This is a genomic window from Bradyrhizobium sp. AZCC 1610 (genome assembly GCF_036924515.1).
Classification (GTDB): Bacteria; Pseudomonadota; Alphaproteobacteria; order Rhizobiales; family Xanthobacteraceae; genus Bradyrhizobium.
On the sequence record NZ_JAZHRR010000001.1, the window covers coordinates 5,235,657 to 5,257,284 of the forward strand.

The following is a 21,628-nucleotide window of genomic DNA, read 5'->3' on the forward strand; positions in this document are numbered from 1 at the left end:
TTTGATTGTTTGGCAGCCGGTCAGGCCGAGACGCGGGAGGGCTCTTCGACGATCGAAAAGCGTACCCCGGCCTTGTGGCGGTTCTCTTCCGAGACCGCGCGCCAGGCATCCTCCGCCTCTTTGCGGGTCTTGAAGGGTCCCTGTACCTGAGCCGAGCCTTCCACGAGCTTGTGGAAGTTCATCGATCCGAACTCGCCGCCAATCACCCAGAAATTGCTCTTCGTCATGACTAGTCTCCTGCTGTTGACCGGCTGTTACCGTTAGCCGAACTGGTTCATCGTGTTGTGGGCGCCGCCTGCCTTCAGAGCGGCTTCACCGGCGAAATATTCCTTGTGATCGTCGCCGATATCGGAGCCGGCCATGTTCTGATGCTTGGCGCAGGCGATACCCTGACGGATCTCCTGGCGCTGAACATTCTTCACATAGCCCAGCATGCCCTGCTCTCCGAAATACTCCCTCGCGAGATTATCAGTCGACAGAGCTGCCGTATGATAGGTCGGCAACGTGATCAGATGGTGGAAGATGCCAGCACGCTTTGCTGAATCGGCCTGGAAGGTGCGGATGCGCTCGTCGGCTTCAATGGCCAGCGGCGTATCGTCGTATTCCGGCTTCATCAGCTCGGCCCGGTTGTACTTGCTGACATCCTTGCCGGCTTCCTTGATCGCGTCGTAGACCTGCCAACGGAAGTTGAGCGTCCAGTTGAACGAGGGCGAATTGTTGTAGGCCAGCTTCGCGTTCGGAATGACCTCGCGAATGCGGTCGACCATCTTGGCGATCTGCTCGATATGCGGCTTCTCGGTCTCGATCCACAAGAGATCGGCACCGTTCTGCAGCGAGGCGATGCAGTCGAGCACGCAGCGATCTTCGCCAGTGCCGGCACGGAACTGATAGAGGTTGCTGGCAAGCCGCTTCGGACGCATCATCTTGCCGTTGCGGTTGATGATGACATCGCCATTCCTGGCGTTGGCGGCTGTCACTTCCTCACAATCCAGGAAGCTGTTGTACTGATCGCCGAGGTCGCCGGGCTTGTGGCTCACAGCGATTTGCTGCGTGAGACCGGCACCCAGCGAGTCGGTGCGGGTCACGATGATGCCGTCTTCGACGCCCAGTTCGAGGAAGGCATGGCGGCAGGCCCGGATCTTCGCCAGGAACACCTCGTGCGGCACAGTCACCTTGCCGTCCTGGTGACCGCACTGCTTTTCGTCGGAGACCTGATTTTCGATCTGCAGAGCGCACGCACCGGCTTCAATCATCTTCTTTGCGAGCAGATAGGTCGCCTCCGCATTGCCAAAACCAGCGTCGATGTCGGCGATGACGGGCACGACATGCGTCTGGAAGTTATCGATCTTTTCGATCAATGCCTTTTCCTTCGCCTGGTCGCCTGCCTTGCGAGCGGCGTCGAGGGCGCGGAAGATATCGTTGAGTTCACGGGAGTCCGCCTGACGGAGGAAGGTGTAGAGCTCTTCGATCAGCGCCGGCACCGAGGTCTTCTCGTGCATCGACTGATCAGGAAGCGGTCCGAACTCGGAGCGAAGCGCGGCGATCATCCAGCCGGACAGATACAGATAGGTGCGATCAGTCTTGCCGAAATGCTTCTTGACCGAAATCAGCTTCTGCTGCGCGATGAAGCCATGCCAGCAACCGAGCGACTGGGTGTACTTGGTGGGATCGGCGTCATAGGCAGCCATATCGCTGCGCATCAGCGCCGCGGTGTACCGGGCGATGTCCAGGCCGGTCTTGAAGCGGTTCTGCAGGCGCATGCGCGCCACGGCTTCGGCGGTGACGCCGTTCCAGGTCGGCTGGGTCTTGAGGAGCGCCTGAGCAGCTCCAATCTCGCTCAGATAGGAAGCCGGTCCCTGGATAGCCGGGTCACTGATCCCACGTGGCTGGTAGTTCATGTGCGTGATCCTTTCGGTGACGACAAATCTGTCTTCGCCACTCTTCTCTCAATCGACATTCGTGACAGTGCGTTGCGAAACGTGCTGAGAGCTAAACGCGATAAAGCTGATTTCGTATAGACAGCTTGATTTTTATTGGTGATGTCATGTAACATCTGAACTTGTCATAGATGTCATTTTGTAAATTTCGTGACAATCAAGGTCAGGGAACCTGCCATGGCCACCGACACCGGAAAGAAACTCTTCGTCGGGCCCCGCTTCCGGCGGATCCGCCAGCAGCTCGGGCTGTCGCAGACCCAGATCGCCGAGGGACTGGGGATTTCGCCGAGCTATATCAATCTGATAGAGCGGAACCAGCGCCCGGTGACGGCGCAGATATTGCTGCGGCTGGCCGAAACCTATGACCTCGATCTGCGCGATCTCGCCACCGCCGACGAGGACCGTTTCTTTGCCGAGCTGAACGAGATCTTCTCCGATCCGCTGTTCCGCCAGATCGACCTGCCGAAGCAGGAACTGCGCGACCTCGCCGAATTGTGCCCGGGTGTGACTCATTCCCTGCAGCGCCTCTACGCCGCCTATACCGAGGCCCGCCGCGGTGAAACGCTGGTGGCGGCGCAGATGGCCGACCGCGACGAGGGCACCCGCTTCGAGGCCAACCCGATCGAGCGCGTCCGCGACCTGATCGAGGCCAACCGCAATTATTTCCCGGAACTCGAACAGGCCGCGGAAAACCTGCGCGACGAACTCAACGCCTCCGCCGAGGAATTGTTCGCAGCACTTTCGGCGCGGCTGCGCGAAAAGCACTCGATCGTCACCCGCATCATGCCGGTCGACGTGATGCGCGAGACGCTGCGGCGGTTCGATCGCCATCGCCGGCAGCTTTTGATCTCCGAACTGGTCGACGGTTCGGGCCGCGCCTTCCAGCTCGCGCTGCAGATTGGCCTCGCCGAATGCGGTGCTGCCATCGACGCCATCGTCAACCGCGCCGGCCCGCTCGACGACACGCCGCGGCGGCTTTATCGCATTACGCTGGCGAATTATTTCGCGGCGGCGGTGATGATGCCCTATCAGCCGTTTCACACCGCGGCGGAAAATTTGAACTACGACGTCCATGTGCTGGCGCAGCGTTTCAACGCCGGCTTCGAGCAGGTCTGCCACCGCCTCACCACGCTGCAGCGGCCGAACGCGCGCGGCGTGCCGTTTTTCCTACTGCGCGTCGACAATGCCGGCAACGTCTCCAAAAGATTCTCCTCCGGCACGTTTCCGTTCTCGAAATTCGGCGGCACCTGCCCGCTGTGGAACGTGCATTCGACCTTCGACACGCCCGACCGCCTGCTCAAGCAGGTGATCGAACTTCCCGACGGCACCCGCTATTTCTCGATCGCACAGATGGTGCGCCGGCCGGTGGCGCCGCACCCGCAGCCGCAGCCGCGCTTTGCGATCGGGTTGGGCTGTGAAATCCGCCATGCCTCGAAGCTGGTTTATGCGGCGGGGATGGATCTGGAAAAAGCCGAGGGTACGCCGATCGGCGTCAACTGCCGGCTCTGCGAACGCGAGAACTGTGCCCAGCGCGCCGAGCCGCCGATCACGCGGACGCTGATTTTGGACGAGAATACGCGGCGGGTGTCGTCGTTTGCGTTCTCGAATGCGCGGGAGTTGTGAGGGCGTAGCCGCCTCACAATAATTCGTCATGCCCCGCGAAGGCGGGGTATCCAGTACGCCGCGGCTTCTCGGTTCAATCACTGACGTCTCTGGAATACTTGTATGGGGGTGATCAAGAGTGATCGTTGTCAGATCATTGCTGTCGTCTCCTTGTTCGACGAAGACCGACATCTCCTCGTCCCGACCCCGAGACGACTAGCCGCCTGGGCGGAACGACGGTCAAGGGTAGCCGCAGGCCATCGCGGAGCGACGCAGCCCTTGACGGTCGTGAGCCCGGCGGCAGGCTTGAGGGCGGGACGAGGTTTGGCGTTAGCGGCATAGGGACGATTTCCGAGGCGAGCCCACCGTGGACGCGATACCGCGTCGCAGACTTGTATTCGGTTGATCGATCGGGACCAGAACCATGATGCATGCATGCGCATCGGGGGGCGAAGCTCCGGGGCGGCGGGTCCATTCTGGGTCGCGGCGCAAAGGCCATGTATTCCGGCGGATCACCGCCACCTCGGATGTCGTCGGCAGACTGCCGGCTGCTGAACCGTCAATCGTGTTGGAGTTGCGGAAGCTGCATGGTCAAGTGCCGGCCGGGCGCAGCCTGAGCCCCTCAGTTATCTCGCCGGTGGTTGCCAGCCGCCACAGCGCGATGAGCAGCTTGCGCGCCAGCGCCACGATCATGGTTTTGCGCGTGGCGCTGCGGCCATCTGCGGTGCGCTCGCGGAACCAGCGGACGAGCCGGCTATCCTTCTGGAAGATCAGAAAGCGCCAGGCCAGTTGGATCATGCCGCGGCGGACCCGACCATTGCCGGCGCGGGCCAGTCCCTTCTCGCGCCGGCGCTTGCCGCTTTCGTCCGGCGCGCCGGTTAGTCCGGCATAGCGCGCCACGGCTCTGCGATCGCGCAGCTTGCGCGCCAGCGCCTCATTTACCAGCATGTCGGCGGTCTCAATGCCGACGCCAAAAACCCTTGCGATCAGACGAACCATCGCGTGAGGCCTTGTCGTTGCGGCCGGCGCGAGCGCGAGCCGGCGCAACCGTTCACTTTCGATGATGTGGATCTGGTCGTGCACCAGGCGCAGCCGCTCCAGATCGCGGCGCAATTCGGCGTGGGCATTTTCCGGTAACGGTGTTCCTTCCGCGGTGTGCAGTGTCTCCAGCTTCTGCGCCGCCTTGCGCAGCCTCGGATTGAACCCGCCGATGCCGAACAGGGCGAGGACAGCCTTGATCCGGTTGACGATCCGTGTCTGCTCGCCCACGAGGCTCTCCCGCTCACGACTCGGCCGCCGCGCATCTTCTTCCGCCATGGTCGGGATCGCGACCATGCTGCAATGGCGCTTCTCGCCACGCAGCCAGCCGAGAAACGAGCGCATCAGCAGTTCCGTATCGATCCGATCGGTCTTGGCCCGGCGGTGCTCGCGGGACACTGCGATGCTTGCGGCATGGATGACGTAGGCCTCGATGGCGCGCGCCTGCAGCCAGCGCGCCAGCCAGAATCCGTCTCGCCCGGCCTCATAGGCGCAGACGATCCGCCTGACCGTCCGCCCGGCCTTGCGCGCTTCATCCTGCCAGCGCTGCAACAGCTTCAGCAGAGCGTCCGCATTTGCACCAAGCTTCTTCAGGGGCTGGCGCTCGACCCCCGGGATCACAGCCGCAACAAGCCACTTCGACTGGCTCATCTCGATCACTGCGACCAACGTGCTATCCTGTTCGAAGGCGGTGAGGGACCTGCTGGCGTCAAACGATTGCGACATGGGGTGCTCCATTGCGTGATCACGGCGCTCGAGGGTATCCACACCCTCGCCGCCCGCTCCCCCCATAGCATCTGGATCGCCCGCCCCAGTGCACAATTGCGCACAAGGCGGGCGACGACGGGCTGGGGTGAGGCGGCGCGATGGATTGCTTCGCTGCGCTCGCAATGACGTGGATAGACATGGTTTCTCGATCTCGCGGCGCGCTGCGCCCGAGCTTTGCTGTAATTGCCGCCCCCGAAATCAGAGGGCGCGGGGAAGGCCGGGTGCTGGCTGGCACGCGGCGGATTACGCTGTCGCCAATCCGCCCTACGGGCTGCGGCCTGAACACGAAATTTCGGCGCGAAGATGAAGGCCTGTTCATCAGCATTACATCGGACCGCACGCGAGCGGGAAAAAGCGGAACCTCGCCACGAGCGAGACGTTTGCTTGGTTGCTTGCAACAGGAGAGACCAATGCTGAAAACGTTGATTATCGTTTCGACCGTGCTGCTGACGACTGCGTCGTTTGCGCAGGGCACCGCGAAATCCCCGGGTTCCTCGGAAGTCGCCCCGGGACAGAAGATGCAGAAGAGCGAGACGGCGGTGGCACCGGGCAAGATGAAGAAGAGCAAGACGGCGGCGGCACCGGGCAAGATGCAGAAGAGCAAAGCTTCGACCGCGCCGGCGGCGTCGGAGCCGACGACGACCGGATCGGCCGCGACCAAAAAGAAGTATTAGTTATCTGACAGAACAGCCCGGCATCGATGCCGGGCTGTTTTGCGTGCGCGTGTCCACAGATTCGATCTTTCTGCAGCTCTCGCGCGTCATTGGCGCAGTGCGATGCATCAATGGACCGCTTTCTCCCGCCGGAAAGCCGCTTCTGTGTCCCGCTGGTAACGATCACATTTAAAACGTGGGTATACCGCAATTTCGCGATGGAACGGACAAGCCGATTCGCTAGTTTTGAAGGCAGCGATTCTCAGAACTCGTGGATGGATGCAGGGACCGATGTTGCGACGCGTTATGCTGTTGAACCCGTTCGAAATCACCCAGGACCGGGTCACCCAAGATCTTGTCCCCCAGGACCGGCCGCAGCCGGTCGAGCGGAAGGTGACGAATCGGGCTGCCCGTTCCACGCCGGTCTGCGACGCCTGCGGTTCCGACGACATCATCTGCCACGCCACGGCGCAATGGAGCAACGAAGCGCAGGAATGGCAGCTCGCCAACACCTTCAACCAGCCGGCGCACTGCAATACCTGCCAGCACGACGGCAATCTGGTGTGGCTGACGCTGAATTAGGGCGTAGTTGAGCGGCGGCATAACGCCTAGAGTAGCCCGGATGGAGCGCAGCGCAATCCGGGGACCATTTCTCCGCTGAGCGACCTGTCCCGGATTGCGCTGCGCTCCATCCGGGCTACGTTCATCGCACGCGTCAAATCTCCGCATACACCTCCAGCAGGTTTCCATCGGGATCCCTGAAGAACAGCGTGCGATGGCCGAAGGGCTGGTTCGTCGGCGGTTCGAGCAGATCGACGCCGTGCCGCACCAGCTCGTCGGCGCAGCGATCGACGTCATCGGCTGCAACCTTGAAGGCAAGCTGCAGCGAAGCGCTGCCGGTGGGCGTCGGTGCATCCTTCGCCGTCCGGCCCGGCCGCGCCAAGGCGAGCGTGTTGCGCCCAATCTGATATTCGATCCATCCCGCCGACAGCTCGCGCGTCAGCGGAAAGCGGAGGATGCCCTCATAGAAGCGGCGCATCGCCGCCATGTCGCGCACGAAGATGACGGTGTAGTCGACGGCGCGGATGGACTGGAAGGGGGAAGTGGACGGAGGGTTTTGATCAGTCACGGCTGCATCTCCACTTGGCCCGCCACCATTGACGCGCTTATCACGACGTTAATTCCACCTAAAATAGACTGCCCAATCGCTTGAGAACAGAGAGATACGCAGTGGATTCGCTTGATGGCGTCTTACGTCTCTTCGGCCTGATCTTTGGTTGGCCGCTAGGCGTCTTCCGTCGTTGGCTGGATCGCCAGCCGCATCGCAACCCCTCGCAGATTTCACGCCTGGAGAGATTCGGGCGGCTCATGCTTGGGGCATTCTTGACGCTCTGTATTTTGATCCCGCTGGGCTGGCTGATCTTCAAGTGAGGACGGCAACGGGTAGCCCGCATGATCGCATGCGGGACTCGGGACAAAACCTCGGATGTCGCCTTCCGCATCCGGACTACGCTTGCTTTCGGGTCGTGAATCGGTCCTCGGCGCGGACTCGTCTCGAGTGTGAGGCAGCCGTACAGTTGCCACCAATGCCGTGGGGGCGAAAGCCGTTGACCTCCAATTATTTTGTAGATACAATATATTCGTGAAGATCGTTTGGGACGAACCGAAGCGCCTTGCCAACATCGCCAAGCACGATGGCCTCGACTTCGCCGATCTGGATGAAACGTTTTTCGAACGATCCGTAATCGTGCCGGGCAGAGGCAACCGGCTGATCGCCGTGGGAAGTCTCGCGAACGGCGTTGTTGTCGTGGTGTTCGTCGCTCTCGGCTCGGAAGGCGTGAGTATCGTCAGCATGCGCCCCGCGAGCCGTAAGGAAAGGAAACTCCTCGATGGCTAAGACCTACAAGCCCGGAAAGGGATACAGCCGGAAGGATTGGGATGCGGTCTCCGACAATCCCAAACTCACCGACGAACAGATGTCGAAGGCGAAGCCCTTCGCTGAAGCGCTGCCGGAGCTTGCAGCATCGATCCGGCGTGGCCGCGGACCAAACAAGGCCCCGACGAAAAAGCTGGTGTCGTTGCGGCTATCCGGCCAGGTGATCGAGAAATACAAGGCCGGCGGCCCCGGATGGCAGTCGCGGATCGATCAGGATTTGCGGCGGATCAACAAGATCAAGTGAGCCAGTAGCCCACATGAGCGCAGCGATAAGCGGGAATTGGGACAAAGCTCCGGATATCGCTGCGCTCATCCGGGCTACGTTTGCTCACGTCTCAGCGTCCGACCCGCCCCAGATCTTCTGCTCGGTCCAACCCAGTTCTGCGAACTCCGCGGCCCGTAAGGGCGCTTCACCTGCCGAGAAAAACTCGTCGAGCTGGGGCGGGCTCACCGATGTGCCGCTGAGCATCGCGTGCGCCTGGCCGCGATGATGCACCTGGTGCTGGAACAAATGCAGCAGCAATCGGTCCATCCGCTCGCGCTGGATGGAGGTGCCGCGATGCACGGAGACGATGCGCTGCAAGCCGGCGGCGTCGAGCGCTTCGACGACCTTGAGCAAACGCCGGTCGACTGCGGCTTGTGCTTCCTTCAGCGCGGCGACCGTTGCGCAAGGCTCCTGATCCGCGAAGGCGGCCGGGCCGAGCGTGCCGCCTTCCATCGCGTCGACGTAGAAGTGGTCGATGATCAGGATGTGGTTGAGCGTGGCGCGCAGGCTTGGAAAGAAGCCGGTTCGTTTCGCGGTGAATTCGTCCGGCGACAGCCGCCTACAGGCGGTGAGCAGCCGGTGGTTTGCCCAGGCGTTATTGTACGCCATGGCACGATAGGGAAGCAGATCGCTCATTTGCGTTTCCGACCAGTAGCCCGCATGAGCGCAGCGATATGCGGGAGACGACAACGAAAGCCCCCGGATATCGCTTCGCTCATCCGGGCTACGCTTGCTGCGGCGGACAGTGCGTAGGATGGGTGGAGCGAAGCGATACCCATCAATTCATCCGATTAGCGACAATGATGGGTTTCGCTGCGCTCTACCCATCCTACGAATCCCGCGCTCTATTCCGCCGCCTGCTGCGTTGGCGCTTCCAGCACTTCCAGCACCTTTGGCGGCGACATCGGCAGGGCGTAGAAGCGTTTGCCGAGCGCGTTGTAGATCGCGTTGGCCACCGCGGCCATCACCGGCACCAGCGGCACTTCGCCGACGCCCTTGACGCCTTGCGGGTGTTTCGGGTTCGGGACCTCGACCATGAGGCAGTCGATCATCGGCAGGTCCGAGCAGACCGGCATGCGATAGTCGAGGAAGCCGGGGTTATCGACCTTGCCTTCCCTGGTGTAGATGTATTCCTCGTTTAGCGCCCAGCCGATGCCTTGGGCTACGCCGCCCTGGAGCTGGCCCTCGACATAGCCGGGGTGAATGGCGCGGCCGACATCCTGCACGGCGGTGTAGCGGATCACGCGCGCGATGCCGAGATCGACGTCGACCTCGACGTCGCAGACATGCGTGCCGAAGCCGCCGTCGGCGCCCGTGGTGTTGAGCTGCACGCCGGCCCCGATCGGGCCGCCCATCGCGGGCGCTTTCTCGGCGAGCTGTTCCAGCGTCAGCGGCTCGAACTGGCCGGCGTTCGGGCTCACCGGATGCGCCGCGCCCTGCTCCCACTTCACCGCTTCGGGATCGATCTCCCAGATCTTTGCGGCGCGCTCGCGCAGCGTCTGGATGATCTTTTCGGTCGACTGCGTCACCACCATCGACGAGGCGAACAGCACGCGGCTGCCGCCGGTCAAGTTGGAGAAACCAACCGTCTGCGTGTCGCCGATGATGACGGAGACGCGGCGGTAGTCGATGCCGAGCAGCTCGGCGCAGATGTTGGCGATGCCCGCGCGCGACCCGCCAATGTCCGGATGCCCTGTCGTGACGACGACGTTGCCATCCTCGGTGATGTTGACTTGGGCTGAGGATTCGCCGCCGGCGTTGAACCAGAAGCCGCTAGCGACGCCCCTGCCCTGTAGCTTGCCGAGCGGGGCCTTGTAGTGATCCGAGTTCTTCGCGGCTTCCACCGTCTCGATATAGCCGATGCGCGGAAACACCGGGCCGTGCGCGGCTTTCGTTCCTTCCTTCGCGGCGTTCTTCAGGCGGAAGTCGAGCGGGTCCATCTTCAGCGCTTCGGCGACTTCGTCGAGCACGCATTCCACGGCATAGGCGCCGATCGGCGCGCCCGGCGCGCGATAGGCCGCGACCTTCGAGCGGTTGGAGCAGACGTCAAAACCCTCGGAGAGCAGGTTCGGGATGTCGTAGGGCGTGAAGCTGCAGCCCGCGGCGCCGCGGATCGGCGAGCCCGGGAAGGCGCCGGCCTGCAGATAGAAGGTGCCGTGCGCGGCGACGATCTTGCCGTCCTTCGTAGCGCCGATCTTCACCGTGCTCTTCGAGCCTGAGGTGGGGCCGGTGGCGCGCATCACTTCCTCGCGCGTCATCACCATCTTCACCGGGCGGCCGGATTTTTTCGCAAGCAAGGTCGCGAGCGGTTCGAGATAGACGATGGTCTTGCCGCCGAAACCGCCGCCGATCTCGGCGGGGATGGCGCGGATGTCGCTCTGCGGGATGCCGGTGAGATAGGCCGTCATCGCGCGCACCATGAACTGGCCCTGGCTGGAGCTCCAGATCGTGGTCTTGCCGTCGGGCGCCACCGAGATCAGGCAGGCATGCGGCTCGATATAACCCTGATGAACGGGACGCGTGGTGAAGGTGCGCTCGATGACGACGTCAGCTTTTTTAAAACCTTCCGCGATGTCGCCCTTCTTGTGCTCGAGGCGGCCGGCGATGTTCGAAGGCTTGCCGTCGAACTTGCTGAACTCGTGCAGGATGGGCGCGTCGGGCAGAATCGCGTCGTCGATCTCGATCGACCACGGAAGCACCTCGTAGTCGACCTCGATCAGCTTGCAGGCTTCGTCTGCGATCGCCTCCGTAGTCGCGGCCACGGCGGCGATGGGGTGTCCAGGAAACAGCGCCTTGTCGCGCGCCATCACGTTGCGGCACATCCAGCGCATGTCCTGGATGCCGAGCATGACAGCGCCGTTGGCGATCGGGAAATCGACGATGTCGCGCGAAGTGACGACGGCCTTTACGCCCGGCAGCTTCTCCGCCTTCGAGGTGTCGATCGATCTGATGCGCGCATGCGGATGCGGGCTGCGCAAAACCTTGCCCCAGATCATGCCGGGCATGGTGGTGTCGGCGGCGAACTGGGCGCGGCCGGTCACCTTGTCCATGCCGTCGGGACGGATGGTGCGCTGGCCGATCCACTTGTTGTTGGTGACGAGGTTCATTGGGCTGTCTCCCGCAATCTATTGCGCGCGCATTTCTTGATTTTGCATTTCCTGGGCGGTTTCCATTACCGCGCGGACGATCTTGTCATAGCCGGTGCACCGGCAGAGGTTGCCGGCGAGCCAGAAGCGGACTTCCTCCTCGCTCGGCTTCGGGTTCTTCTTGAGCAGCGCGTCGGAGGCGACCAGCATGCCCGACGTGCAGATGCCGCATTGCAGGGCCGCCATTTCGAGGAATTTTTGCTGCAGCGGATGCAGCTTGTCGCCCTGCGCCATGCCCTCGATGGTGCGGATCTCGTGGTCTTGCGCTTCGACGGCAAGCATCAGGCAGGAGCAGACCAGGCGATCGTCGAGCGTGATCGAACACGCGCCGCAATCGCCGGAGGCGCAGCCTTCCTTGGAGCCCGTAAGCGCCAACGGCCCGCGCAGCGCATCGAGCATGGTGTCTGATGGCTCGCACAGAAATTCCATCGGCTCGCCGTTGATTGACGTGGTGACGTGAACTTTGGCCATGAAGCTTATTTCCCTGTAGCGCGTTTGGCAGCGATCGCGGCGGTGCGCTTGAGCAGCACGCCGGCCACTTTTGTGCGGTAGGCGATGGTGCCACGCTTGTCGTCGATCGGACGGCAGGCGACGGAGCACGCGGCGGCTGCTTTCGCGAGCGCGGCGTCGTCGAGCTTTGAGCCGATCAACGCCTTGGCAGCGTCTTCGACCAGCATCACGGTCGGCGCGACGGCCCCTAAGCCGACGCGGGCGGCGGTGACGGTACCGTCCTTGATGGTGAGGCTGACGCCGACGCCGACCACGGCGATGTCCATTTCGGTGCGCGGGATCATGCGCAGATAAGCATCGCTGGAGCCCGGCGGACGCGGCGGCAACGTGAAGCTGACCAGGATCTCGCCGGGTTTCAGATTGGTGCGACCGGGGCCGGCGGGGACGTCTTCGACCTTCATCTCACGGCGGCCGTCCGGGCCCTGCACGGTGACGATGGCGCCGGCTGCGACCATCGCGGGCACGCTGTCGCCGGCGGGCGAGCCGTTGCAGAGATTGCCGCCGGCCGACGCCCGGCCCTGCACCTGCTTGGAACCGATCAGGTTGACGGCCTCGAGCACGCCGGGCCAGACCTTGCCGAAATTCTTGTGTTCCGCGAGCGCCATGCCGGAGACGGCCGCGCCGACGCAGAAGCCGCCATCGGCGGTCTGCTCGATTCCCATCATCTCGGGGATTTTCTTGATGTCGACGATCACGCCGGGCTTCAGCATCCCGGATCGCATCTGCACCAGCAAATCCGTGCCGCCGGCCAGGATGCGCGCGGCGCTGCCGGCTTTCGCAAATGCGCCGACCGCTTCGTCAAGCGTATCAGGCGCCAGATATCGGAGTTCCGTCATGGATTCCGCAATCTCCCTTTTTGTCTGCCCGCCCCATATGGACGATGGCCTTATGCCGGCCCGGCAGTGCGGGCCTGAGCCTACACGGCGGGAGGCGGTTGGAACAGCCTGCGAGATCAGGTTCATACGGCAGGCTCCTATGCGTATGGTGGGGCTTGCGGGCCGGATTGCTCCGAGGCCGTAGGGCAAAGGCGCCCTTGCGCCGTGCCCACCATCTTGGTTGAACTGGCGGAGTTGCTTTGAAATGGTGGGCACGCTTCGCTTTGCTACGATCCCTTTCCAACCGGTGACCTTGATGCCGCTTTTCAGACTCCTCGTTGCTGCCGCGGCGTCCCTGTCCCTTTCATCCCTCGCCATCGCCCAACCCGCCCCCGCACCGGTCCGGCCTGCGGCGATGCAACCAAGACCGCCGACCGCAGGCGTTCCCGGCCAGCCGGTTGCGAGGGCCCCCTCGCCCCGCGCGGCGGCCTGTCACAATGGCATGTCGTTCGACCGCTTCCTCGCTGATCTCAAGCAGCAGGCGCTTAGCGAGGGCGTCTCGCAGCGCGCGCTTGCAGAGGCCGCACCCTACCTCGTCTACGACCAAAGCATCGTCAACCGCGACCGCGGCCAGCGCGTATTCGGCCAGGTGTTCACCGAATTCGCTCGAAACAGGGCATCCGATGGCGCGGCAAAGAATGCGCAGGCGAGAATCCGGATGCATGCGGCGGCGTTCGCGCGCGCGGAGAAGGAATATGGCGTGCCATCAGCGGTGATCGCCGCGTTCTGGGGGCTGGAGAGCAGTTTTGGCGCCGAGCTAGGCAAGCTGCATACGCTGCCGTCGCTGGTGTCGCTGGCCTATGACTGCCGCCGCTCGGAGATGTTCCAGAAGGAAACCATCGCCGCCTTGAAGATCATCGACCGCGGCGATCTCAAGCCAAGCGAGATGATCGGCTCATGGGCCGGCGAACTCGGCCAGGCGCAGTTCCTGCCGACGCATTACTTCAACTATGCGGTGGACTATGACGGCGACGGCCACCGCGACATGCTGCGCAGCGCACCCGACGTGATCGGCTCGACCGCGAACTACATCGCCAACGGATTGAAATGGCGGCGCGGCGAGCCGTGGCTGCAGGAAGTGCGCGCGCCGGCGAATTTCCCGTGGGACCAGGCCGACCTCACGATCAAACTGTCGCGCGCAAAATTCGCACAGCTCGGCGTCACCTATCCGGACGGCCGCGCGCTTCCGAACGACGACATGCCGGCCTCGCTGCTGCTGCCGATGGGCCGCACCGGACCTGCGTTTCTGGCGTACGCGAATTTCGCCGCTTACACCGAGTGGAACAACTCGCTGATCTATTCGACCACCGCGGGCTATCTCGCCACCCGCATCGCCGGCGCAGCGCCGATGCGGCAGCCATCGGCACCGGTGGCGCAACTGCCGTTCAACGAGCTGAAAGAGCTGCAGCTTCTATTAGTGCGCGCGGGCTTCAATGTCGGCAAGGTCGACGGCGTGATGGGGCAATTGAGCCGCACGGCGGTAAAGGCGATGCAGGTCAAGTATGCCCTGCCAGCGGATTCCTGGCCGACGGCGGAGCTGTTGGCACGGATGCGCGGGCCCGGCGTCCAGGCGCAGCCCGCTGGTCTGGTGATGCCGGCGGCGCGATGAACTGACTCCTCGTAGCCCGGATGCAGCGCAGCGAAATCCGGGACGGTGCCGCGTGCACAGAACCCCGGATTGCGCTTCGCTACATCCGGGCTACTGGCCGTGAAATAATTGACCCGCAATCGGCGCTCTGCAAGCGTTGTATTTTCCCTGCCGCCGCCCCATGTCGGAAAGCGCCTCACCCTCTCGAGGTATCATTCCACATCACGAAAAGAGCATCACATGTCTTTCCACGACTTGACCGTGCCTGCCTTCCTGCAGATTCTCGGCAGCCTTTCCGGCCTGCTCACCAAGGCGGAAGCGCATTGCAAGGCGAAGAACATCCAGCCCGAGGTGCTGCTCAATGCGCGGCTTTACCCGGACATGTATCCGCTGTCACGGCAGATCCAGACGGTTTGCGATTTCGCGGGCAAGACCTGCGCGCGGCTCACCGGCAGCGAGGTGGCGTCCACGCCGGACACGGAAAAGAGTTTTGAGGAGTTGCAGCAGCGGATCGCGAAGACAATCGACTATGTGAAGACGTTCAAGCCGGCGCAGTTCGAGGGTGGCGACATGCGGGAAGTGACCTTCCCCATCGGCCCGAGCAACACCATGACGATGAAGGGCCAGCAATATCTCGTCAACTTCGCCTTCCCGAATTTCTATTTCCACGCCGCCACCGCCCACGGCATTTTGCGCCACAACGGCGTAGAGATCGGCAAGCGTGATTTTCTCGGGGTGAGGTAATCGCAGCCGTCGTCGCGCGCGCATCGCAAGCCGCGGCGACGGCGGCATCAGCGCAACGAAGCCAGTTCGCGCGCGAGGTTTTCGCGGGCCTGCCGGTCATATCGCGCGGCAAAGACCGCATCGGGAAAGATGACCGGCCGTGCTGCGAACCGGCCAAGCACATGAGCGCGGCCGGCGCGATAGTCGCGATCCGGAACATGGATGAACTCCTGCCGGATCGCGGCGGCATAAGCGTCGTAGCGCGCGGGCTCCGCGCCGAGGATGCTGAGGTCGATCGAGATCAGAATGGCGCCCAGGCGATCATCGGGCTGGACGTCGTGTGTCTTGGTCAGGCGGATGAGGCGGCCTACTTCCTGGCGAATATCCGCGCGAACATGCTGTTCGGCCAGGCGCGCGCTGAGCTCTTCATTGTCCGCCCGCGTCGCGTCGTAGACGACATCGTGCCACCAGATTGCCTGGGACAGAATTTCGCGCTCAAACGCTGAAAGACCGTCGACGCGCGCGAGCGCGCCGAGACAGTCTTCGATATGCGCCAGGTTGTGATAGTGGCGGCCCGGCGCGGTGTAAGCGGCAACCAACTCTTCGCGGTTCATTGCCAGGTCTCACCATTCGACAGCGTCATTGCGAAGAGCGCAAGCGACGAAGCAATCCATATCTCCGCAAGCGGCGGCATGGATTGCTTCGCGGAGCCTGTCATCGGGCGCGCATTCGCGCGACCCGTTGGCTCGCAATGACGTTCGGGAAATTACCGCATCGTAATCGCCAAGCCGCTGAGATCCGCGTTCGCCATCAATCCGACCTGGTGGCCGGTCAATTCCAGCACCGCGCCCTTCTGGTTGGTCAGCACGATCGCGCGCGCGCCGCGGCCCACCGCAAGGCCCGCGCCGGCCGCGCCGTAGACGCCGGCAACGTCGGAGGGGCGATAGATGTTGCTGACCCGGCCGCGCAGCACCGTTTTCGAGCCGCCGAACACCAGGCCGTAATCGAGGCCGCCGGTCGACAGCGAATAGCGTCGCCCGTGGAAGTTCAGAACGCCGCTGCCGCCGGATCCGCCGATGATCCATCCCGCCTTGTAGATCGTGAGCTGCACAAAGCCTTCGTCGGCATGCGAGGCGGAGGGCAGCGCCGCGCCGGCGAGCACCGTCAGCGCGAGCAGGACAGCGCGAATGGCGGATGGCATTTTCATGGGTCGTATCTCCGGAGGTCTTGCAAATCGGAAAAGTGTCGGGCGGGCTTTGCAATAGCAACTATCGGATAGTAACCGATCGGCGCAAGGGGCAAAGTGTATTCGGCGCCTCACGCGGCGCACTGCGCACGCCAACCCGCGCCGTGCATCCGACACAATTTCATCACGATTGCACGAACAAAAAAAGCCGGACTGTGAACTGCATTACTTCGACCGGAAGCGTGTCGCGCTATTTCATGTCCAGCGAATTGCACTGACGGGCGGGACCTTCAAACCTATCGGCGGGTCGTAGGCGCCGCGCCGCTGCCTTTCCAGCGAGGCAGCGGCGCGTTAGAGCGTGATGACGCTTCTTCGAATCGTCATCACGCCCTAACTCTTTGATTGGAGCATGATCTCCGCGCAAACGCGTTCCGCCTTTGTCGCGAGGGAAAACCGGTATCCACTTTTCCGGATCATGCTGTAGGCTTAAGGGACCGAACCCCTCACGAAGGTGTCCCATGTCGCAGATACAGCATTTCGCTCCGCCCGCCGGCATCAAGTCCCCGCCGCTCTCGTTCGCGACCCGCACCGGCGACCTGCTGTTCGTCTCGGGCATTCCGGGCTTTGACGACAAGGGCGCGCTGGCTGATGGTTTCGAGGCGCAGTTCGGCTTCGTCGTCGCCAACATCAAGCGCGTGCTCGACGAGGCCGGCGCGACGTTTCGCGATCTCGTCAAGGTCAACGTGCTGCTGACGCGCGCATCCGACGTCGCCACGATGAACGTGCTGTATGCCTCCGCCTTCGGGCCCGCACCCTACCCCGCCCGCACCACCTGCGTGGTGCAGGCGCTGCCCGATCCGAAAATGCTGATCGAGATCGAAGCTGTTGCATCACTGACGAAGGCGTAGGGGCGGATTAGCGTGAGCGTAATCCGCCATTCACGGCAAGGTCGGCGGATTACGCTTCGCTAACTAACTAACTAATCCGCCCCACGAGATAGCTCACGGCTTCGGCATCGTTTCCTTCAGTTGATCGCTGACGAAATCGGCGGCGTGCCGATAGGCGGCATCGTTGTCGCCGCGGAACGTCACGGTCCGCTGCATCAACAATTTCTCGGCTTCGAGATCGAGCAACTGGACTTCGCCCCATTGCACCAGCGTGCGCATCTTGCGGATGCCGCCATAGATCACGAGGCGCGCGCCGGCCTTCCGCGAGGCGGCGATGAAAACATCCTGCGACATGCTGGTGGCGGTGCAGGGCTGATCGGGACATTCGATCGGCACCACGCGATAATTGCCCTGGGCCGCCAGATGATCGCGCAGCAACGCGGCAAACGACGCCACGCGCGCGCGATGCTCCGCGCTCTGGTCCGCGACCTCTCCTGAGGTGTCGAAATAATCGAAATCCGCCACCGCCACCGCGATCGGCGCGGCGGCCGGCGATCCGCCCGATTGAAACGACACTGCGGCTAGCGCGCACAGCATGGTCAGCGCGGCACTTGCGCGGCTGCGCAGGCTTGACGCGCGCCACGGGGTTGCTGTGTGCATCATGCTTCGTCTCCTTCAACCACGACAGTGGCATCGCACCGCTGCCGGGCCCGAACCATAACAGCGCGCGGAGATTTCGCTAAGCCAGACGCGCTCCTCAGGATGAGGTCTGGCACGTCGTACTGGTTCCGTAGGAGCGAAGCGACACCCATCATTTCGTTCATCGGTACCAATCGATGGGTTTCGCGGAGGCTGTCATCGGGCGCGCGCTCCCGCGACCCGTTGGCTCTACCCCATCCTGCGGACGCCCTTTCCCACCTTGTACAAGCGGACACGCTTGCTATCCTCTGCCAAAACCAAAAGCAGAGGAACGCCACATGCCACTTCTCCAAAATCACATCGCCGTCATCACCGGTGCCGGCTCCGGTATCGGGCGCGCCATCGCGAACGGTTATGCACGAGAGGGGGCGCGGGTCGTGCTGCTCGACAGGGACGAGAAGGCGGCGGCGGAAGCGGCGAAGGAGATCCGCGATGCCGGTGCCAAAGCCGAAAGCTTTCCGCTCGATGTCGCCAAGCGCGAGGACTGTGTCGCGATGGCAAAACAGATCGCCGACAAGGTTGGCCAAGTCTCGATCCTCGTCAACAATGCCGGCATCGTCCGCCGCAACGGCATGCTGGGCGCGGCGGAGGCCGTGATCAACGACTGGGAAGACATCATCGCGATCAACCTTACGGGTGTTTTCAATGTGACGCATGCGTTCCTCGCGCCTTTGCGCGCCAGCAAGGGACGCATCGTCAACATCGGCTCGATCCAGTCCTTCGTGCATGTGCGCACGCCGAGCTCGCCGGCCTACACCGCCTCCAAGCACGGCGTGCTCGGCTTCACCAAGGCGCTCGCCGCCGAACTCGGCAAGGAAGGCGTCCGCGTCAATGCGATCGGCCCCGGCTTCATCGCGACCCCACTCAACGCCAATGCCCGCGCCAACAATCCAGACCTGGTGAAGACGTTCATGGACCACACCCCGCTGGGCCGCGCCGGCACCGCGGAAGACATCGTCGGGCCTGCGATCTTCCTGGCGTCCGATCTGTCGGCGTACGTGTCCGGATCGATCGTGATGGTCGACGGCGGCTATCGGGCGGTGTGAGCGCCTCATGTCCAACGCCCCGCATTTCAATATCGACGTCCCCACGTTCTGGGCCGATCCCTACCCTGCACTGGCGCAGATGCGGAAGGAGGCGCCGATCGCGTTCGTGCCGCAGCTCGGCTCGACCGTGTTCACCCGGCGCGACGACATCTTCACCCAGGAGAAGCGCATCGACGTGTTCTCCTCGCACCAGCCGAACGGGCTGATGAATGTGCTGATGGGCCACAACATGATGCGCAAGGATGGCGATGCGCACATGACGGAGCGGCAGGCGATGTTTCCCGCGGTGTCGCCGCGCACGGTGCGCGACACCTGGATCCGGCAGTTTCAGGCCCACGCCGACCGTATCCTCGACGAGCTCGTGCCGAAAGGCTCCGCCGATCTCTGTAAAGAGCTGGCGCTGCCGCTGTCGGCCGAATGCCTGAAGGACGTCACCGGGCTCACCAACATGCGCTACCAGGACATGGACGCGTGGTCGCAGGCGATGATCGACGGCATCGCCAATTACACCGGCAACAAGGAGGTCGAGGCGCGCTGCCATGCGGCAACATCCGGCATCGATGCCGCGATCGACGACATGATTCCGGTGGTGAAGAAGCACCCGAACACCTCGATCCTGAGCGTGCTGCTGGCTTCAGGCCAGAACATGGAAAGCATCCGCGCCAACATCAAGCTTGCGATTTCGGGCGGGCAGAACGAGCCGCGCGACGCGATATCAGGCGCGACCTGGGCGTTGCTGACGCATCCCGAGCAGCTCGCGCTGGTGCGCGAGGGAAAAGCAAAGTGGATCGACGTGTTCGAGGAGTATGCGCGCTGGATTGCACCGATCCAGATGTCGCCGCGCCGCGTCGCCAAGCCGTGGACTTATCGCGGCGTCGACTTCGAGCCGGAAGACCGCGTGTTCTTCATGTTCGGCTCGGCCAATCGCGACGAGGCCTCGTTCAACGATCCGGATCGTTTCGACATCACCCGCGACACCCAGAAGAGCATCGCCTTCGGCGCCGGCCCGCATTATTGCGCCGGTGCGTTCGCCTCTCGCGCCATGGTGGCCGACGTCGCGCTGCCGAGCGCATTCGCGCGGCTGAAAGGCCTGCGGCTGGACGACAGCGAACCGGTGCGGATCGGCGGCTGGGCGTTTCGCGGCCTGCTCAATCTGCCAGTGAAGTGGGACGCTGCCTGATCGTTGCAGATAGTCATAAAAGCGATGCTATTTCGGCGCACGCGAAAGCCCGGCGAGTGTGCCGGGCGAACGCAAATATACGCTTTGGAGAGAAAGCGGCATTCTCAGTCAATGCTTCACGGTCGTCCATCCGGGCAACTACGGTGAGGTTTTCTGACAGAACTCAGTTCAACGCTAGTTGGGCAAGATCAATCGGCGCTCGAAAAACGCGCTCGCCATCCCCATTGGTTGCGAGAATGAAAAATTGGGAATGCTGCGAGCCGTTGCTCTCGCAAACGGGCGACGATTTCCTTCGCTACCTTTTCGGCCGTCGCGTCATCAAGAACGCTCGAAAATATCCTGTTAGACCGACCGTTGCTTCGTTATCTCTTTGAGCGCGCTGTGTGCGACGGTCCTCAATCCGCCCAAGGTGGCGTTTCCCCTTTTCGCACTGAGCCTCAATTTCTGTGCGATGTAGCGACGGCGTTCGTGGTCGCCGCCGTTAGGGAAGACGCGGCAGGTCTCTTCCAAAACGAAACTCATGTTTGCAATCGTCCGATCATCCAGTTTGGTCATGGCACTACCTCTCCGGGCGCCTGCCCTAAACCAACATCCTCTACGAGCGACAAGACGGTTTTGATGATAGCAAATTCGGGAAAAAGTGGAACAAAAACTGGAACCGCTGGGCTGGACAGCACTTGAATCGCGTGAGTTGCAGGATGCGCGCACATGCCAAAGACTGACTGGTCACCCGGCATAGTACCCTATGGGGCGGATGAAACCGTCTACCTTGTTGTAGATAGCTTTTCCAGCGGGAGGGTTTACCGAGAAACCGAGATCGAAAAAGCCGACCTTGAAACCATCGTCGGCGATCTACTTTCCGGCCAATACAATAGCCCCGTCCGCATCGTGGCGTTCAACACGCTCGAACACTGGTCCGAAGATGTTTCTTCGGACATAGCGGCTGAAATCCAGCTACGCTGCGACATGGATTGTGTGCTGGTGCCTGAGCATTTGACTGACTTCGTGCAAACCCACATCCATCCCTTGCGCCAGTTAGTGCTTCGGCTGGTCTAATAGCTAGACCAGCTGTCGGCACCAAGGCGCACTATCGTAGAACTACGAAGCTTCTACTGGCGCGGACATTCCCGGTAGCCGAACCGGTCGATGATCGTGCTGCCCGGAATGGTGTGAAATTCCAGCGTCTCCATGTAGTGATTGTCGACGAGATACTGGCGTAGCTTGGGGTTATAGGCGTTCAGCATCCGCTGCGTGGAGCCCGCATGGATATTGCGCTGGCGGTCGTGACCGGCGTGGAACAACAGCGTGGCGCTGCGCTCGACGCAGACATTGCGCAGCCCCAGAAACAACGTGCAGTTCGACTGGCAATGGCCCTTGATGCGAAACAGTTCGCCGCTGGAATTGGCGCGCTCGATCTCGGGGTGGAAATCCTTGTACCAGCCGCCCCGGCCGAATCTTTCTGATGTCACGGCAAAGGCCGTGGAGGAAATCAGGACGAATGCAAGGACGGCGAGAACTCGCATGGCCAACCTGCCCGGTTCAAAGTGCATGAGGGGAAATTAACAGCAATCGATGAAGGCGTCACCGCC

The 21,628-nt window shown here is 62.5% G+C and carries 25 protein-coding genes; 12 read left to right on the forward strand and 13 right to left on the reverse strand.

Annotated features, from left to right (window positions below; all coding sequences use genetic code 11):
• Positions 1 to 20 precede the first annotated feature (20 nt).
• Complete coding sequence (locus tag V1279_RS25890) at positions 21 to 227, reverse strand: DUF4170 domain-containing protein (RefSeq protein WP_212033207.1); 207 nt, start codon at positions 225 to 227, stop codon at positions 21 to 23.
• 33 nt (positions 228 to 260) lie between these two features.
• The gene (locus V1279_RS25895; protein ID WP_334441685.1) at positions 261 to 1,898 is read right to left on the reverse strand and encodes an isocitrate lyase; all 1,638 of its coding nucleotides are present in this window, start codon (positions 1,896 to 1,898) and stop codon (positions 261 to 263) included.
• Positions 1,899 to 2,114: 216 nt separating this feature from the next.
• Here V1279_RS25895 and V1279_RS25900 point away from each other — a divergent pair, with 216 nt between their 5' ends.
• Positions 2,115 to 3,560 (forward strand): helix-turn-helix domain-containing protein, encoded by a 1,446-nt coding sequence (locus tag V1279_RS25900; protein ID WP_334441687.1) that lies wholly within the window; start codon positions 2,115 to 2,117, stop codon positions 3,558 to 3,560.
• Positions 3,561 to 4,130: 570 nt separating this feature from the next.
• Here the strand turns inward: V1279_RS25900 and V1279_RS25905 are convergent.
• The gene (locus tag V1279_RS25905; RefSeq protein ID WP_334441689.1) at positions 4,131 to 5,303 is read right to left on the reverse strand and encodes an IS110 family transposase; all 1,173 of its coding nucleotides are present in this window, start codon (positions 5,301 to 5,303) and stop codon (positions 4,131 to 4,133) included.
• Between the two features lie 452 nt (positions 5,304 to 5,755).
• Here V1279_RS25905 and V1279_RS25910 point away from each other — a divergent pair, with 452 nt between their 5' ends.
• Positions 5,756 to 6,019, forward strand: a complete 264-nt coding sequence (locus V1279_RS25910; protein ID WP_334441691.1) for a hypothetical protein — start codon at positions 5,756 to 5,758, stop codon at positions 6,017 to 6,019.
• 270 nt (positions 6,020 to 6,289) lie between these two features.
• A complete protein-coding gene (locus V1279_RS25915) occupies positions 6,290 to 6,580 on the forward strand; it encodes a hypothetical protein (RefSeq protein WP_334441692.1) in 291 nt (96 codons plus the stop codon).
• Between the two features lie 133 nt (positions 6,581 to 6,713).
• On the opposite strand, the gene V1279_RS25920 is transcribed toward V1279_RS25915, so the two are convergent.
• Positions 6,714 to 7,127, reverse strand: a complete 414-nt coding sequence (locus V1279_RS25920) for a VOC family protein (protein ID WP_334441693.1) — start codon at positions 7,125 to 7,127, stop codon at positions 6,714 to 6,716.
• 101 nt (positions 7,128 to 7,228) lie between these two features.
• Between V1279_RS25920 and V1279_RS25925 the strand changes: the two genes are divergently transcribed.
• The 3 genes from V1279_RS25925 to V1279_RS25935 all read left to right on the forward strand — a co-directional run bounded on the left by V1279_RS25925 (position 7,229) and on the right by V1279_RS25935 (position 8,178).
• Positions 7,229 to 7,429, forward strand: coding sequence for a hypothetical protein (locus tag V1279_RS25925; protein WP_334441695.1), 201 nt, complete (start codon positions 7,229 to 7,231; stop codon positions 7,427 to 7,429).
• Positions 7,430 to 7,640: 211 nt separating this feature from the next.
• Positions 7,641 to 7,895 (forward strand): BrnT family toxin, encoded by a 255-nt coding sequence (locus tag V1279_RS25930; RefSeq protein WP_334441697.1) that lies wholly within the window; start codon positions 7,641 to 7,643, stop codon positions 7,893 to 7,895.
• Positions 7,888 to 8,178 (forward strand): BrnA antitoxin family protein, encoded by a 291-nt coding sequence (locus V1279_RS25935; RefSeq protein WP_334441699.1) that lies wholly within the window; start codon positions 7,888 to 7,890, stop codon positions 8,176 to 8,178. Before V1279_RS25930 ends, V1279_RS25935 begins: the two co-directional genes overlap by 8 nt.
• A gap of 84 nt (positions 8,179 to 8,262) precedes the next feature.
• Here V1279_RS25935 and V1279_RS25940 read toward each other — a convergent pair whose 3' ends face one another.
• From V1279_RS25940 to V1279_RS25955, 4 genes are all read right to left on the reverse strand, one after another.
• Positions 8,263 to 8,835 carry a DinB family protein gene (locus V1279_RS25940; protein WP_334441702.1) on the reverse strand — a complete coding sequence of 191 codons (573 nt, stop codon included), beginning with the start codon at positions 8,833 to 8,835 and terminating at the stop codon, positions 8,263 to 8,265.
• A gap of 209 nt (positions 8,836 to 9,044) precedes the next feature.
• Positions 9,045 to 11,306, reverse strand: a complete 2,262-nt coding sequence (locus V1279_RS25945; RefSeq protein WP_334441705.1) for a xanthine dehydrogenase family protein molybdopterin-binding subunit — start codon at positions 11,304 to 11,306, stop codon at positions 9,045 to 9,047.
• Between the two features lie 18 nt (positions 11,307 to 11,324).
• On the reverse strand, positions 11,325 to 11,816 hold the full coding sequence (locus tag V1279_RS25950) for a (2Fe-2S)-binding protein (RefSeq protein ID WP_334441707.1): 492 nt from the start codon (positions 11,814 to 11,816) through the stop codon (positions 11,325 to 11,327).
• A 5-nt stretch (positions 11,817 to 11,821) separates the two neighbouring features.
• Positions 11,822 to 12,691 carry an FAD binding domain-containing protein gene (locus V1279_RS25955; protein WP_334441709.1) on the reverse strand — a complete coding sequence of 290 codons (870 nt, stop codon included), beginning with the start codon at positions 12,689 to 12,691 and terminating at the stop codon, positions 11,822 to 11,824.
• Between the two features lie 295 nt (positions 12,692 to 12,986).
• Here V1279_RS25955 and V1279_RS25960 point away from each other — a divergent pair, with 295 nt between their 5' ends.
• Together V1279_RS25960 and V1279_RS25965 are read left to right on the forward strand one after the other, a co-directional pair.
• Entirely contained in the window at positions 12,987 to 14,339 is a 1,353-nt protein-coding gene (locus V1279_RS25960; protein WP_334441711.1) for a lytic murein transglycosylase, read from the forward strand.
• Between the two features lie 219 nt (positions 14,340 to 14,558).
• Entirely contained in the window at positions 14,559 to 15,062 is a 504-nt protein-coding gene (locus tag V1279_RS25965) for a DUF1993 domain-containing protein (RefSeq protein ID WP_334441713.1), read from the forward strand.
• 47 nt (positions 15,063 to 15,109) lie between these two features.
• On the opposite strand, the gene V1279_RS25970 is transcribed toward V1279_RS25965, so the two are convergent.
• Entirely contained in the window at positions 15,110 to 15,655 is a 546-nt protein-coding gene (locus tag V1279_RS25970; protein ID WP_334441715.1) for an HD domain-containing protein, read from the reverse strand.
• 152 nt (positions 15,656 to 15,807) lie between these two features.
• The gene (locus V1279_RS25975) at positions 15,808 to 16,248 is read right to left on the reverse strand and encodes a hypothetical protein (protein ID WP_334441718.1); all 441 of its coding nucleotides are present in this window, start codon (positions 16,246 to 16,248) and stop codon (positions 15,808 to 15,810) included.
• Positions 16,249 to 16,745: 497 nt separating this feature from the next.
• Here V1279_RS25975 and V1279_RS25980 point away from each other — a divergent pair, with 497 nt between their 5' ends.
• Positions 16,746 to 17,135: a RidA family protein gene (locus V1279_RS25980; protein WP_334441720.1), complete on the forward strand. Its 390-nt coding sequence runs from the start codon at positions 16,746 to 16,748 to the stop codon at positions 17,133 to 17,135.
• A 93-nt stretch (positions 17,136 to 17,228) separates the two neighbouring features.
• On the opposite strand, the gene V1279_RS25985 is transcribed toward V1279_RS25980, so the two are convergent.
• Complete coding sequence (locus V1279_RS25985) at positions 17,229 to 17,777, reverse strand: DUF2380 domain-containing protein (RefSeq protein WP_334441722.1); 549 nt, start codon at positions 17,775 to 17,777, stop codon at positions 17,229 to 17,231.
• A gap of 314 nt (positions 17,778 to 18,091) precedes the next feature.
• Here V1279_RS25985 and V1279_RS25990 point away from each other — a divergent pair, with 314 nt between their 5' ends.
• Both V1279_RS25990 and V1279_RS25995 read left to right on the forward strand, forming a co-directional pair.
• On the forward strand, positions 18,092 to 18,859 hold the full coding sequence (locus V1279_RS25990; protein ID WP_334441725.1) for an SDR family NAD(P)-dependent oxidoreductase: 768 nt from the start codon (positions 18,092 to 18,094) through the stop codon (positions 18,857 to 18,859).
• A 7-nt stretch (positions 18,860 to 18,866) separates the two neighbouring features.
• Complete coding sequence (locus V1279_RS25995; protein WP_334441728.1) at positions 18,867 to 20,039, forward strand: cytochrome P450; 1,173 nt, start codon at positions 18,867 to 18,869, stop codon at positions 20,037 to 20,039.
• Positions 20,040 to 20,381: 342 nt separating this feature from the next.
• Here V1279_RS25995 and V1279_RS26000 read toward each other — a convergent pair whose 3' ends face one another.
• Positions 20,382 to 20,594 (reverse strand): hypothetical protein, encoded by a 213-nt coding sequence (locus V1279_RS26000; protein ID WP_334441730.1) that lies wholly within the window; start codon positions 20,592 to 20,594, stop codon positions 20,382 to 20,384.
• A 153-nt stretch (positions 20,595 to 20,747) separates the two neighbouring features.
• Between V1279_RS26000 and V1279_RS26005 the strand changes: the two genes are divergently transcribed.
• A complete protein-coding gene (locus V1279_RS26005; RefSeq protein ID WP_334441732.1) occupies positions 20,748 to 21,095 on the forward strand; it encodes a hypothetical protein in 348 nt (115 codons plus the stop codon).
• A 53-nt stretch (positions 21,096 to 21,148) separates the two neighbouring features.
• Here V1279_RS26005 and V1279_RS26010 read toward each other — a convergent pair whose 3' ends face one another.
• Entirely contained in the window at positions 21,149 to 21,562 is a 414-nt protein-coding gene (locus V1279_RS26010; RefSeq protein WP_334441735.1) for a hypothetical protein, read from the reverse strand.
• Positions 21,563 to 21,628 lie beyond the last annotated feature (66 nt).